Source organism: Pontibacter oryzae (genome assembly GCF_003576375.1).
Classification (GTDB): Bacteria; Bacteroidota; Bacteroidia; order Cytophagales; family Hymenobacteraceae; genus Pontibacter; species Pontibacter oryzae.
The window spans coordinates 154466-169861 of record NZ_QWGE01000001.1; the positions used below are offsets into that span (position 1 = coordinate 154466).

The 15396-nt window shown below is 48.3% G+C and carries 11 protein-coding genes; 9 read left to right on the forward strand and 2 right to left on the reverse strand.

From position 1 onward, the window contains the following. Positions 1–14 precede the first annotated feature (14 nt). The gene (locus D1627_RS00615; protein WP_119430290.1) at positions 15–2831 is read right to left on the reverse strand and encodes a DUF4961 domain-containing protein; all 2817 of its coding nucleotides are present in this window, start codon (positions 2829–2831) and stop codon (positions 15–17) included. 545 nt (positions 2832–3376) lie between these two features. On the opposite strand from D1627_RS00615, the gene D1627_RS00620 reads away from it, so the two are divergent. The 9 genes from D1627_RS00620 to D1627_RS00660 all read left to right on the forward strand — a co-directional run bounded on the left by D1627_RS00620 (position 3377) and on the right by D1627_RS00660 (position 14101). Then, complete coding sequence (locus D1627_RS00620) at positions 3377–5566, forward strand: PAS domain S-box protein (RefSeq protein ID WP_119430291.1); 2190 nt, start codon at positions 3377–3379, stop codon at positions 5564–5566. Further along, positions 5556–5969, forward strand: a complete 414-nt coding sequence (locus tag D1627_RS00625; protein WP_119430292.1) for a response regulator — start codon at positions 5556–5558, stop codon at positions 5967–5969. Before D1627_RS00620 ends, D1627_RS00625 begins: the two co-directional genes overlap by 11 nt. Before the next feature lie 84 nt (positions 5970–6053). Beyond that, entirely contained in the window at positions 6054–7121 is a 1068-nt protein-coding gene (locus tag D1627_RS00630) for a sensor histidine kinase (protein WP_158607124.1), read from the forward strand. A gap of 378 nt (positions 7122–7499) precedes the next feature. Then, positions 7500–7910, forward strand: a complete 411-nt coding sequence (locus tag D1627_RS00635; protein ID WP_119430294.1) for a response regulator — start codon at positions 7500–7502, stop codon at positions 7908–7910. A 113-nt stretch (positions 7911–8023) separates the two neighbouring features. Continuing rightward, entirely contained in the window at positions 8024–9076 is a 1053-nt protein-coding gene (locus D1627_RS00640; RefSeq protein ID WP_119430295.1) for an FUSC family protein, read from the forward strand. A 447-nt stretch (positions 9077–9523) separates the two neighbouring features. After that, a complete protein-coding gene (locus tag D1627_RS00645; RefSeq protein WP_119430296.1) occupies positions 9524–10597 on the forward strand; it encodes an NADH:flavin oxidoreductase/NADH oxidase in 1074 nt (357 codons plus the stop codon). A 52-nt stretch (positions 10598–10649) separates the two neighbouring features. Beyond that, positions 10650–10934, forward strand: coding sequence for a GNAT family N-acetyltransferase (locus D1627_RS00650; RefSeq protein WP_119430297.1), 285 nt, complete (start codon positions 10650–10652; stop codon positions 10932–10934). Positions 10935–11074: 140 nt separating this feature from the next. Next, a complete protein-coding gene (locus tag D1627_RS00655; protein WP_119430298.1) occupies positions 11075–12724 on the forward strand; it encodes a M1 family metallopeptidase in 1650 nt (549 codons plus the stop codon). A gap of 117 nt (positions 12725–12841) precedes the next feature. Further along, on the forward strand, positions 12842–14101 hold the full coding sequence (locus tag D1627_RS00660) for a metal-dependent hydrolase family protein (protein WP_119430299.1): 1260 nt from the start codon (positions 12842–12844) through the stop codon (positions 14099–14101). Here the strand turns inward: D1627_RS00660 and D1627_RS00665 are convergent. Continuing rightward, positions 14098–15015 (reverse strand): mechanosensitive ion channel family protein, encoded by a 918-nt coding sequence (locus tag D1627_RS00665; RefSeq protein WP_119430300.1) that lies wholly within the window; start codon positions 15013–15015, stop codon positions 14098–14100. The two genes, D1627_RS00660 and D1627_RS00665, sit on opposite strands and share 4 nt — an antisense overlap. Between the last annotated feature and the right edge of the window lie 381 nt (positions 15016–15396).

Sequence of the window (15396 nt, forward strand, 5' to 3'; positions counted from 1 at the left end):
CATGCAGTAGGTAATTACTCCCCTAGTTTCACGAGTTTTAGGACCATCCTTTTGTTGCCATCACTCACCTGTACAAAGTATAAACCATCAGGTAAAGCATCTATTTTCAGTTCCTGCTGGGCCATTTCCTGTGTTTTGAGCAAGCTATAGGTTTGCACCGTTCTGCCCATCACGTCTTTAAGCTGTACCGACAGCAGGCCTCTGAAACTGTTTTCTATGTTGAGGACTGACTTGCCCGGCGACGGATTTGGGTAGAGTTTCAGTCCCTCGCTTTTAACAAGCTTCTCATCGGCAGACAACACCACTTGCGCCCAGGGCACTAAGCTTGCTTTTGGCCCCTCCAGCTTTTGGCTTGTGAAAAGCCTAAACTCGCCGGGCTGCAGCACAATGGTTTCATTCGGGTTATCCACCTTAAGCTCCTGGCCGCTAAAATAGTCGTACCACATGCCTGCCCCCGGAAAATTAGCTGACGGGCTCTGCGACTTAATATCGAAATTTCCGATCAGGAAGACCATCATGTCTGTGTTGGCCAGCGTCACTCGTTTCACAACCTTATCAAGGTCTAAGTTAAAATCGTTGGTCGCAAAAACAGGCTGTGTGGTTTTAAGGCGTATCAGTTCTGCGTATACCTGATAAAGCTTAGCCCTGTCGGGGTCTTGCTGGTATTGCCATAGTATAGGCTTTTTGCCAGTCCGTCCATTCTGGTCGATGGAGATATCATAGCCTAGCTCACCAAATTGCCAAATCATCTTAGGGCCAGGTATGGCCAACCCAAACGCTGCAGCCAGTTTCGCACGGTTAAGGGCTGTACCTTGGCTGGCTGCGTTGTAGCTCCCGGCTGATCTACCATACTGTCTCACGTCATACATGAAGCGTTCTTCGTCGTGGCTCTCCAAAAAGCCCACTACGTGCGGTTTTTGCCAGCCTCGCACTTTATAAGACATCCATTGCGGGTTCGCATTATCTCCTTTGCCTAGCTGCCGGAAATCATAGTTGGCGTTACCCCAGAAGAGCATGCCATAGTTTGCCAGTTCCTTTTCTTCTGCGTTATCGCCGAAGTGCTCTAAAATGATGTAGGCTGACTCGTCTGTGCTACGGATTTCGTTGTAAATGCGCTTCCAGGTGGCAACGCGGCCTGCGTCATAGGCACTCCAGGCACCCACGTCGCCGCCGGTAACTTTTTGGGTAAACCCTTTGGAAAGGTCGAAGCGAAAACCATCTACGTTGTATTCTTCCAGCCAGAAATTTGTTACGCGTTGCACAAACGCCTTGGTAGCCGGGCTTTCATGGTTAAAATCAAAGAACACATTGAAAGGGTGCGTAGCATTCTGGTTAAAGTATGGGTTATCGGCAGCGGGTTTATCCTTGTCCCAATACAGCTTTACATACGGAAACTCGTAATCCGCCTGGTTAAGCACAATGTCCAGAATGATAGCAATGCCCGCTTCGTGGGCGGCGTCTATAAAGCGCTTCAGATCCTGCTTTGTGCCGTAGGCTTTGTCTGGTGCAAAGTAGAATATCGGGTTATAGCCCCAGGAATCGTTGCCCGAGAACTCCATAATTGGCATCAGCTCAATCGCGTTAATTCCCAGTCGCTTAAAATAGCTTAACGTGTCGGTCAGCGTTTGATAATTTTGGGTTTTCACAAAGTCACGCACCAGTAACTCGTAGACTACCAACTTATTTACATTAGGCCGCTCAAAGTTTTTAACCTGCCAGTTATAGGGCTGCTGCTGGGTTTGCAACAGCGATACAATGCCTGTAGCGCCTTCGGGATAGGGCTTTAAGTTTGGATAGTTAGCGCTAGTAAGGTATTTGTCGTTGTTCGGGTCAAGTATTTTTTCGGTATAAGGGTCGGCTATGGCTATAGTCCCATCTACTAGGTATTGAAAGGCAACCTCCTGCCCTGCCGGCAGGTTTGCGAGCCGTAGCCAGTAACGTTCTGCATCCGGGGTTTTATGCATCAGGTATGGCTGGGTAGGTTGCCAGTTATTAAACTCTCCGATAACGTATGCATTGTTTTTATGCGGCGCATAAAGCACAAGAATCGCCTCTGTGGCGCTTACATAGTTTATACCGTCCTTTACACCAGCAGGTAAGGCAGCTATGGTTGGCTCAGGTTCTATGGTATAAGCAAAGGCATCGGTAACGGTGGCACTCGCAGTTTTCGCTTCAATAACAACCTCATGCCGCGAGCCTCTTACTGCACCTACCGCCAGGGTATAGCTCAGGCTTTTCCCGTTGGCCACTTTTTTCAGTTCCACACCGTCGTGCGTCAGGCGCAGGGCGGCATCTTCGGAAGCCTCGGCGCTTATTTCTATACTGCCGTTTGCTTCTGCAAAAAAGAATTCCTGAACCGGCTGCCTGAAGCTTACACGCAACTCATCGGGGTATACTTCAACAAACAGGTCTTCGGTTTGTGCGCTGCCATTCCCGCTTTTTAGCAACAAGCCTAATTTACGGATGGCTGTACCGGTTGGCACACCAAAATATGTTCTGGGCACGATCGTGATCTGCCACTTATTCTTGCCCATCGAGGTCATTTTACCTGGCTCGAAGGGAGCATTAAAATTTGTTTGCCCGGCAGGTTGGTACTCAAAGGCGTCACCGGTGGCGGTACTTCCGGCTCCTGACCATAAGTATACATCCGAGGTTTTTCCGAGCAGGCCGCTGGCCTTGCTATGTGTAGCTTTAGAAACATCGAAAATAAGTGTCACCGGCTTATCGGCGGTGGGAAAAGCGGGATCCGTGGTTACGACTTGCCCCAACGCCGGGACAGCCAAAAGCCAAAGCACAACCAGAAAATAACGGGCTAGCGTAAAAATTTTCATAGGCGGATTAAATTAGTATGATTAGTTGAAGTATAAGTTGCAAACAGAATGGCTCCCTTACGTGTAACGCATGCCTGGGCTCTACAATTTTTGCGGTAAAAGCAGTAAGATAAGTAAGTAATTGATTACTCTAAAACCATGTTACACCATAAAGATTGTAACCCCTATGAAAATTCAGGGATAACGCACTGATAAACTCAGCGTTATACTTCACAGCATAAATTAAGTTACTTGAGCTTCTAAAATTGTAGGTCGCTCACTAAATTATGCCTGCAAAGGAGATAAAACCCAAGAAATTGAAAGCATAGAATAGGACTTTAACCAGTGCTAACCTTATATTTTTCTAGACATTTCATACTTATTCTACTGTCTTTCACACCTTGGGCTTGTTATTAAGCAACTTGTATGTAAATTAGCCTAATCCAATTTTCGGATACGCATAGCATTTCAAAGTTTTGGCTTTGATTTATGAGTGATGTCCCAAAACAGTTTATACGCTACGTTTAGATACTAATCTCTTGCAAGCTCCTGTTCCAAGTATTTGTATGCAAAGCCATTCGCTTGAATTTTATCGCTCAGTCGTGTCCAATAGTATGGACCTAATTTCTGTGGTCGACAAAGCGGGCAAGTATACTTTCGTGGGCGAGTCGGCAAAGGTAATATTAGGCTATGCGCCTCAGGAGCTAATCGGTACCGAAGCCTATAGATTTATCCATCCGGATGAGCAAATGCGCGTTGATTTGCTAATGCGAAACCTGCCTGTGCAAAGGAAGGTTCGGATTCCGGCTTTCAGATTTCTATCCAAAACAGGCCAATGGCGCTGGCTGGAGTGTACAGCCACCAACATGCTGCATGACCGGCATGTTCGAGGCATCCTGATAAACTCCCGCGATGTAACAGAGGAGGCCAAACTCGGCTATGACAAAGATTACCATCAGGCTTACTATAAATCACTTTTTTTCGAGCACCCAGACGCTGTTTTCACAGTGAACTTAAAGGGTACGTTCCAGCAGGTAAACCAGCACATGCATTCGCTCACTGGGTATAATGATAACCAGCTGCATGGTATGCCTTATGCTAAACTAGTGGCACCCCATTCGCTGGCCGCTGCAAACACAGCCTTTACCAAGGTATTGAATGGCCTTGCGCATTCAGTGGAAATATGCATTGTTACTGCTGATGGGGTAGAAAAAGAAGTTTCGGTTACGGTAATGCCAGTGTACTTCCGTGGAGAGCTCCAGGGCGTGCAGGGTATTGCCAAAGACGTGACGGAGGTTAACAGAACGCAGAAACTTATACAGGAGCAGGCCCAGCAACTCAATAACATACTTGAAAGTATAAGCGAGCCTTTTTATGCTTTAGATGACGAATGGCGGTTTACATTTGTGAGCGCTGCTTTTGCCTCCTTTAAGGGCATGGACCGCAGTGAGCTGGTAGGCAAATGCATTTGGGAAGAATGTCCATACTTACTGAACAGCAGGTTCTATCAGCAGTGCCTCGACGTTGCGCAGCATAAAACCACCTTGCACTTCGAGGAAACATTTACCTCTCCTAAACCATGCATACTGCATTTTACTATTTACCCTACCCCCGACGGCATTGCAGTACACTTTGTAGACGTTACGCTACAAAAAAGAACGGAGCAGGAAATAAAGAAACTCTCCTTTGTGGCTAGCAAAACGATCAACGGTGTAGTTATTATGGACCCCGATCGTAATATTGAGTGGGTTAACGATGGTTTTTGCCGGCTTACTGGGTACAACCGCCAAGAAGTTATTGGTCGCAAACCCAGCGAAATGTTGCAGGGCCCGGAAACAGACAAGAAGGTAGCTGCGCAAATTCTGGAAAAGTATCGCAGCCAGAAACCTTTTTCCGAAGAAATCCTGAACTATAAGAAATCAGGCGAAAAGGTATGGTTTTACATAGATGTAACTCCGATTTTTGATCAGTTTGATAACCTTGTAAACTATATAGCCCTCGAAACAGACATTACCGAGAAAAAAGAGGCCGAGAAAAAGCTTCTGAAACTGGCCGATGACCTGTACAAGCAAAACCGAGACCTGCAGCAGTTTACATACATCATCTCACACAACCTGCGGGCACCAGTGGCTAATGCCCTCGGGCTGGCACAACTTGTGAAGAGACTCCCTAAAGAAACAGAGACTTACGATGTCGCCCTGCAGAAGCTTTACTTTTCGGTACAGAGCCTGGATTCTGTAATAAAAGACATGAACAACGTACTCTCCATCCGGGACTCGGGCCGTACGTCGCCAAGAGAGGCTGTTAACCTGAAGCAGGTATGCAATGAGGTGCTCGAGCACTTCGAGAAACAACTGAGCTATGCGGGAGCCAAAGTCCACGTTTCCATTGACCCAGCGCTCAAGCTTGCTTCCATCCGTGCTTACTTATACAGTATTCTTCATAACCTGCTTTCCAATGCATTAAAGTATAAAGCAGAGGCACGGCCGCTGGAGATCCGAATAACCGCAGAGCGCGATAAGCGCGGCTATGCGCTCACCGTGGCAGATAATGGCACCGGGCTGGATATGCACGTGGTGCACAGCCAGTTATTCCAGTTATACAAGCGTTTCCATCCAGAGTTGCCAGGAAAGGGCATTGGCTTGTTCTTAGTAAAAACACAAGTAGAGGCCTTAGGCGGAAAAATCACGGTGGATAGCGAGCCTGATAAAGGCACCACCTTTAAAATATTATTAGGAGCAAAACATGTTCAATAAAGTTTACATTGTGGATGATGACGAAGTTAGCATCTTCCTGACTGAGGCGCTGCTGGAGGCCGATAATTTTGCCAGTGAGTGCAGAGCTTTTTTAGATGCGCAGCAAGCGCTGCAGATGCTTTTACAGAGTGCCACCGGTACCGCCCCAGACACTTTGCCTGATGTCATTTTTCTGGACTTGAACATGCCGTTTATCAGTGGCTGGGATTTTCTGGATGCACTTGCCCCTTACGAGCAAGCACTTAAAAACCAATGCCGCATCTATATTTTAACTTCATCTGTGGATGAGCAGGAACGCCTGCGTGCCAACGAAACCAGCCTAGTGTCTGGCTTTCTGCAAAAACCCCTGGAGGACCAATGCCTTACGCTGTTAAAAGAAAGCTGTTCAGGCACGCTTTACTAATCCTTGTGTTTTAATTAGTACCTCTTGTGTGCGATGTATTCAACTAACCTTAACCCGGGAATAAACTCTTTAAAGCTGGAACGCTTGAACCGTCTGCTATTTAACCACTACCCAGACGCTGTGTACAGCATCACTATTGATGGGAGGTTCCATACGGTTAATGACAAGGTATGCCAGATTTTGCAGAAAGAGCGTAAGGAGCTTTTAGGGAAAGGGTATCAGCTGCACATCCACCCGGAGCACTGGGAGAATGCGCTTCAACATTTTACCTCAGCCAGGGAAGGCAATCCGCAACGCTATCAAACCGTGGTTCGGAATAGCAGTGGAGAGTCTGTCTTTATTGATGTAACCAACTTCCCTCTTAAAGTGGGAGGGCAGTTGGTGGGCATTTTTGGCATTGCCAAAGACGTAACCGTGCAGCAAGAACGCGAGCAGGCGCTTTGGCGCACCACCCAAGAGCTGCAACGCCAAAACGATGAGCTTGATTTGTTCCGCAAGATTGTGGCCCACGATTTCCGAAGCCCTATTGCTCGGATACTGGGGCTTGGCAGCCTTTTACAGAAGGACAATCTGCCACCAGCCACTCACCAAACCGCTGTGAGCGCCCTCATGCAGTCAGCGCAGCAACTAGATGCCATGGTCCGTGACCTCAACGAAATGCTATCATTACGGCATCAGGGCCAGGAAGCCAGGGAGCTATGCCATATAGAAAACCTGGTAAAACTAACTATTGCCAGCCTGCAGCAGGAGATAAAGAACGCGAATGCCTCAGTGCATATAGAATCAGAGGGGCCGCTTGAAATATTTACCGTAAAAGCCTTTCTGGTAAGCATACTACATAACCTCATTTCGAACGCGCTGAAATACCGCTCCCCTGAACGCCCTGTGGAAGTAACCGTGAGCGTGAGCAAGCAGGCTACCAAGGCCATTATAGCTGTCTCTGACAATGGCACTGGCATGGATATGGGCAAGGTGGGCACAGACTTATTTAAGATGTACAAGCGCTTTCATGCCGGGGTAGACGGAAAAGGGCTTGGTTTATACTTAGTAAGCGAGCAGGTAAGCATATTGCACGGAGAGGTTAAGGTTGAGAGCACAGAAGGTACCGGAACAACTTTTACGGTTATCCTGCCCCTTAATAACCAGCACTAACTTTTTGCATTCCTGCCTCAAAGCAATCATCACAAACAAAATACAGGCATTGCAACCGTTATAACTGTGCATTTGTGTTAATACATGCTTGCCAATAAAAATAATAACCGCGCATGCAATAAACGTTTCCAGTGGCCAGTATTAGGGCAAACTTATAGTAATTGTTGCTATATTTGCATTACGTTTACGCCTATTCTCTCCTTATCAATTTATACTACCCTTATTTTTTTGCCTCCATTTTTGTTTTGCACCTAGCCAGAGTAGGGATTACATAGCACGCGCACTTGAAACACTATACATTATGGCCATATCACCGGAACGAATATTGCCGTATTATTGCAGAAAAGCGTAGGCTTAAGTACACGAACTGCTAAGCGTATGTTTAGAAAAGTAGTTATAGTTGATGATGATGAGGTAAGCATTTTTCTGACCGAAACAATGCTCTCTGTATATGGGTTTGGGGAAGAGTATAAAACCTTCCTGAATGCCCCGCAAGCGTTGAGCTATTTAACCAGTATCTTTGAGGGGCAATCCACAGAGCAGCTTCCCGATGTAATTTTCCTGGACCTCAATATGCCCTTTATGAGTGGCTGGGATTTTTTAAACGAGTTAAGGCCACGCGCAGAGCAACTTAAAGCCTGCTGTAAGATCTTCATACTTACCTCTTCTGTAGACAAAGAGGAAATGGAGTGTGCGAAGAAATACTCTTTTGTTCAGGAATTTCTGCACAAACCCCTTGAAGAAAATGAGGTTTTGCGGCTCCTGAAAAAACCTGGCACAAATCCATAACTAACTTTCTATGAGAGAATTCCAGTATGAAAATTTACTCGTATTCGCTTATACTTTATACCTTTGCCCATACAAGCTACCTAAATATTTACCCGCGCCCGGTATAGTACCCCATGCCTAAAGCCATAGATTTTTTTGCCCGAATTGGTTTAACACTCCAAATTGTTAAAACGGCTCTGGCCGCAGCAGTGTCGTGGTTGGTGGCAACAGCCGTGCTTGGTTCCGAGTTTCCTTACTTTGCCCCACTTGCCTCTATACTTACCGTGCAGGTTACTGTGGCTGATTCCGTGGAAAAGGCTACCCAACGCATTATTGGTATCATCGGCGGTGTGGCCGTCAGTCTGCTCATCGGGCATTGGTTCAGTATCAGCAGTTTTTCCATCTTTCTGGTAATTATACTTGGCATGGGGATTTCCAAAGCGCTGCGCATGAATCCTCAAATTGTGTCGCAGGTAGCGGTCAGCTCTTTCCTGGTGTTGGCGTTTGGATTTCAGGAGGAGGGCTATGCCCTGGAGCGGGTTCTTGAAACACTTATGGGCTCTGTGGTGGCTGTGCTCATCAATGCCCTAATTGTACCGCAGAACGCTATACCTGAGGTTGAGAAAAGTATACTTGCCTGGGGCCAGCAAGGCACAAAAACATTACGCTTTCTGGCCAGCCAGCTTAGGCAGTCCGAAAAGGGACAGCTTGTTGGGCGCCACGAAACCGATGCGCTAATCGCGGCTACCGAGCAAATTATTAAAGCACTGCAATTAGCCGAGCAAAGCCTTAAGTATAACCCCTTTTTAACCCATAAGCGTACGCGCCTGAGCCGGTTGGCCGTCAGCGTAAAGCGCCTGGAGCATATCACCACTCAGATACGGGGCATACGGCGTGGTATTGCGGACCTCAACTCTGCTCATATCTTCGAATCGGACCTGCAGGACACACTGGCCCTTCAACTAGCCATGGAAGTTACCGCAGAATGCCTCACCTTATCCAGCCTAACCATGGTTGAGCAGCAGGATGTGCACCGCCCAGCCTTGGCCAATGCCATTCGGGAAGCACACCAACTCCAGAATTGCTGCCTGTATAACCTGCGGAGCATCAGCTCAAACCGCACCCTCCGCGACGTAGGAAGTATACTCACCGACCTGAATCGCATCCTGGCAGAAGCTGAAAGATGAGCGTGGGTTTTATTAGTTTTATACAAACCCGAAAGAGAAGCTTTGAATTATAGTGCCGAACATGCCCTGTAACAATGGTTAACTGCTGTACCTATCGGCTTCATCAAGAGAACAAATTAACTCGCCTCAACTTTTTGTTTAGGCTGTAACTTAGGAGCCTTGCCATTCTCTTGTTTTATACTTGCTAGTAAGGCTATAAACTGAGCAAGCCTAACGCTGTATAACCTATAGAAGGTGCCGCACCAGCGTTCAGACTCAAATTATACAAACGCCACAGATAAGTTGCTCCCCAATGCAATCGAGGCATTCTAACGGCACGGCATTAATTATAGCAGTTCCTTCTCAAAGCCTATTAAGCTCAGTATAGTCGAAAACGCCTTACTCAAACACTAAACTTTAATACCCGGTATATGTTAATCATACTTCATTAAATCAGCAGAAAAACTTATGTCCATACTTATGTCGCCGTTGCCGCTCAGAGGCATCACGCTTAAAAACAGAATTGTGGTTTCCCCGATGTGCCAATATAGTAGCCAAGATGGTTTTGCTAACGATTGGCACCTGGTGCATCTTGGAAGCCGTGCCGTGGGCGGAGCCGGTCTTATTTTATTCGAGGCAAGTGCCGTGGTACCCGAGGGCCGCATCACACCGCATGATCTGGGCATCTGGAAAGATGAGCACATTGAGGGCTTAAAACGCATAACGGATTTTATCTCGGCGCAGGGTTCTGTGCCAGGTATCCAACTGGCACATGCCGGGCGTAAAGCCAGCCACCACCGCCCCTGGGATGGCGGCAAAGCCATTGCCCCAAACGAAGAAAACGGTTGGCAAACCGTGGCCCCAAGCCCTATTCCCTTTCAGGATGGGGAACCAACACCGCACGAACTGACGGAAGCAGAAATCGGGCAGGTGGTGGATGCTTTTGAGGCAGCAACCAAACGCTCGTTGGAGGCAGGCTTTAAAGTTATTGAACTGCATGCTGCCCACGGCTATCTGCTACATGCCTTTTACTCACCCCTGAGCAACCAGCGAACCGATAAGTATGGCGGCTCCTTCGAGAACCGCATCCGTTTATTGCTGGAGGTAACAGAGCGCGTCCGCAAGGTGTGGCCCCAAGAATACCCGCTTTTTGTACGCATTTCCGCAACCGACTGGACCGAAGGCGGCTGGACCGGCGATGACTCGGTTGCGCTGGCCCTTGCGCTTAAAAAACTTGGTGTGGATCTGGTTGATTGCTCCACCGGAGGCAATGTACCGCAGGCAGAGATACCGATTGCCCCAAGTTACCAGGTTCCTTTTTCGCAGATGGTCAGGCAGCGGGCAAACATACTTACCGGCGCCGTGGGCATGGTTACCGAAGCCCAGCAAGCAGAAGAGATTTTGGCAGGTGGCCAGGCCGACGTGGTACTGTTGGCGCGGGAGCTGCTCCGCGACCCATACTTCCCGATGCATGCTGCGCTTCAGCTAGGGAGTGCGCATGCCTGGCCCCCGCAGTACGAGCGTGCCAAACCCCGAAGGTAGGTCAACACCCACCCAAATTACCCGTAGATACTCAGGAATTAAAATTTATACTATGAGCGAGAACATCATTCATGACGAAGAAGACCTGCGTTTTTACATCCTTCTGCAGGAAGAAGAAGCAGAGCTGACATATACGTACCCCGAAACCGAGGTAATGGATTTTGACCATACCTTTGTACCCGAGGACCACCGGGGTAATGGCCTCGCGGATAGCCTGGTGCGTTGCGGGCTGGAGTTTGCCCGCTCAAACAACTATAAAGTGATCCCATCCTGCCCTGTGGTGGAAGCCTACATCAAGCGCAACCCCGGTTATAAGGATATGGTACACCTCAATTAGAGGTTAAAGCCAAACAAAATACCGCCTGCCGCTCTTGGCACTGCCAGCAGAAACGGCTATCTTAGCTACAGCATCCTGCCCTCCGAAATCAATTTCACGGGCAGGATGTTTTATATAATACCAAACCAAACATACCTTTCATGAAGACACGCCACCTTCTACCTGCTCTGGCTTTAGGCAGCCTACTAAGTATGGGCACCACTACCGCGCAGGCACAAGAGTTTACGCGCCAGGACACTTTGCGCGGTAGCATTACCCCGGAGCGCGCTTGGTGGGACCTTACCTTTTATGACCTAAACATCCGTGTAAACCCTAAAGACAGCACCCTGCAGGGAAGCAACATCATCAGGTATAAGGTGCTGGAGCCCAAGCAACGCATGCAAGTAGATTTGCAGCCGCCCATTCGCATTGAGCGCGTAACCCAAAACGGCAAGGAACTACAGGTGCAGCGCGACGGCAACGCGTGGTATGTGCAACTGCAGGAACCACAGAAAGCAGGCGAGGAACGAGAGGTAAAAGTATACTATGGCGGCAAGCCGCAAGTCAGCGAAAACCCTCCCTGGAGCGGCGGCCTGACCTGGCAACGCGATGCCAACGGCAACCCTTTCATCGCTACATCGTGCCAGGGCGATGGCGCCAGCCTTTGGTGGCCATGCAAAGACCACATGTACGACGAACCTGATAGTATGCGCATTAGTGTGCAAACGCCCAAGGGCCTGATGAATGTGAGCAACGGCCGTCTGAAAAACGTGCAGGAACACGCCGATGGCAGCAAAACATATAGCTGGTACGTGGCCAACCCCATCAACAACTATGGCGTGAATGTTAACATTGGTGACTACGCGCACTTCTCAGACAAGTATAAAGGCGAGAAAGGCGAGCTGGATCTGGACTACTATGTGCTGCGCGATAACCTGGAGAAAGCGAAAAAACAGTTTACCCAAACTACGCTCATGCTGCAGGCTTTTGAGCATTGGTTTGGCCCCTACCCTTTTTATGAAGACGGATTTAAACTGGTTGAGGTGCCGTATCTGGGGATGGAGCACCAAAGCTCCGTTACCTATGGCAACGGCTACCAAAACGGTTACCGTGGCCGCGACCTGAGTGGCACGGGCTGGGGCAAAAAGTTTGATTACATTATAGTGCATGAGGCCGGGCACGAATGGTTCGCCAACAACATCACTTACAAGGACATTGCCGACATGTGGATCCATGAGAGCTTTACAGATTACTCTGAATCCCTGTTCCTGGATTACCATTACGGCACCGAGGCAGCCAATGAATACGTTATCGGGCTTCGCAAGAACATCCGCAACGACCGCCCCATTATTGGCAAGTATGACGTGAACTACCCTGGCTCCGGAGACATGTATTACAAAGGCGCCAACATGCTGCACACCCTGCGGCAAATCGTGAACAACGATGATAAGTGGCGCGCCATACTTCGTGGCCTAAATAAAGAGTTTTACCACCAGACGGTAACCACGCAACAGATAGAAGACTACCTAAGCCAGCAAACAGGTCGAGACCTTTCCCCATTTTTCGACCAATACCTGCGCGATGTTCGCATCCCTACACTGGAGTATATGCAGGAAGGTAATAAAATAAAATACCGTTGGGCCAACACGGCAGGTAAATTCAATATGCCTGTTAAGGTATACCTCAACGACGAAGCCCAATGGCTGGAGCCCACAACTGACTGGCAGGAACTGAAAAATGTAAAGAAAGGGTCAAAGTTCCGGGCAGACAAAAACTTCTACATCAACACAAGTCAGTTATCCAAAGCTTAACGCAACATATAACTTTTGAGAAAGCCCGTTCTTCAGAGCGGGCTTTCCTGTTAACAAGCTTCTTCCTATTTTTTTACATATAGTTTAAATTTCTGCGAACCCTCTGACCTATACTTTATGCGTGCGCTGCTCTCTGTATTTTGCTTAATATTTGGCCTCTTCCGCCTGGCAATATCCCAAGACACATATTACCTCCTAAAACCCAAACGTGTGTTTGATGGCGAGAAGATGCAAGAGCAGTGGCAGGTATTAGTCAAGAATGATAAGATAGAAGCTGTAGGGCTGCAGATAAACGCACCGGTTGGAACGGTTATCCATGAATTGCCCGGCACCACTCTACTTCCTGGCCTGATAGAAGGCCATAGCCATTTGTTGCTGCACCCTTACGATGAAACCTCCTGGAACGACCAGGTGCTACGTGAGTCGAGGGCGGAACGCGTGGCCCGCGCAACACAGCATGCCCGAGTAACTTTACTGGCCGGCTTTACTACCGTGCGTGACCTGGGCTCCGAAGGGGCTGGTTTTGATGATGTAGGACTAAAGCAGGCAATCGAAAAAGGGGCCGTTCCTGGCCCGCGTATGCTGGTTGCTACAAAAGCCTTGGTTGCTACGGGCAGTTATGGCCCTAAAGTCCTGTCGTATGATATTGCCACACCCATTGGAGCCGCCGAAGCAGATGGCATAGACGGCGTGACGCGCGAGGTACGGGACCAGATTGGCCACGGTGCCGATCTCATTAAAGTATACGCAGACTACCGTTGGGGCCTGAACGGCACCGCTGCGCCAACCTTTACCCTAGAAGAACTACAGCAAATCGTTAAGGTAGCCAACAGTAGTGGCCGGCAGGTGGTCGCGCATGCATCTACTGAAGAGGGCATGCGCCGCGCCATACTTGCAGGTGTTTCAACTATAGAACATGGCGACGGGGCTACCCCGGAAATTTACCGGCTCATGAAGAAGCATAACGTTGCCCTCTGCCCTACCTTGGCCGCCGGCGATGCCATCAGCCAGTATCGCGGCTGGAAAAAAGGGCAAGAACCAGAACCGGAGCACATCCAACATAAACGAAAAACCTTTAAGGCGGCCCTAGATGCAGGTGTAACCATTTGTATGGGAGGTGATGTAGGCGTTTTTAGCCACGGCACCAATGCCCGCGAAATGGAAATGATGGTAGATTACGGCATGGCCCCAGTGCAGGTGCTTAGTGCGGCCACCTCCGTAAACGCTGATGTGTTCGGTATCAGCAACAAAGTTGGCCGAATTAAAGCTGGCCTGTTGGCAGATATACTGGTAGTCAGTGGCAACCCTTTAGAAAACATGCAGCAACTCCGCGAAGTTATACTTGTGATGAAAGGAGGTGTGATTTATACTGATTAAATGCGATCAGGCGTAGGTGCCTGCCCCTCGCCGGAAGTATAAAAACGCGTAGTAGGGTATGCAAACTTAATCTCCTTCGACTTTAGAAATTCCGTAAGCACGTCTTCCCAGATCAAGTGGGTGCTTTGCCTGCGGCGCATCAGGCTGCAAACGTATCGCATAGTAAGCTCAATGCCGTTTTCGCGTACGGTGGTGTAGAGGCGCGGCTGCAGGTCTTCGTAAAAAATAAGGTGGCGCTGCGACTGGCGTTTGATTTGCTGCCGGGCGGCTTCGGTAAGCTGCTCGGCGTGGCGCTGCATAATCTCACGAAGTATACTTTTGGCATGTTGCCAGTTGCTCTCAAAAGTAATGTGCACCGGAATTTCCTGCCACACAAACGGGAAACCATAGTTGTAGTTAGCTTGTGGCTCTGTAAACACTTTCAGGTTAGGGATGCTTACCACGCGGCCTGTGGCCTGGTCTGCGTTTACCCAGCCTTGTATCTCATTCAGGCTAAACTGGAACAACCCAGTATCTATCACATCTCCAATGTGCTCGCCTATCTGTATGCGGTCTCCGATGTGGAACGGCCTTTTCCAGATGATATAGACCCAACCTGCCATGTTTAAAACCGGTTCGCGCAGGGCCAGCACCAAACCCGCCGATAGCAAACCCAGAAACGTGGCAATAGATTTAAACCCATCGAACCAGATATAGGATAGTATAAGTATGCCCAGGCCAGTGGCAGAATAATTGGTGAACTTGCGCCATTTATAGAGCTTGCGCAAGTCAGTTTCCCGTTGACCCACAAGTCGCATGAGTAGCCGGCTCATTAACCACAGTAAACTCACCGTGGCTAGAGAGAATATCAATCTACTGTAAAAATCCTGCGAAATGCCGGTGTGGGCGTGGAGCCAATAACTGATTTTATGCATACTATTCAGGTTTTAACTTCCTTACGCAGTGCTTAGCCGCTGGTGTTTACTTGCAAAAGAATTACGCTGCAGCCGAACCTTATACTTTCAAAACTGTATATAGCATGCAACACACTATAACATGTAGTATCTGTTACTCTTTCAATAAAATTCTAGACTGTTTTGATGGTTAATCAGGAATAAAAATTGTAGCTTCAAGAAAGATCTGGGGCTCAGTGATTAGAGCAAGTCATAGTTTAAACAGTGTTCAATGCCTTTGTAGCTCAAATTTTCATTGTACTTTATTATTCCTAACTTGGGCCAATTGTGCCAACTGGTTTGCTTACAAGTGCTTTAGCAAGGCAAAGGAATATTGAAACAAAGTTAGATGTTCGATTAGGG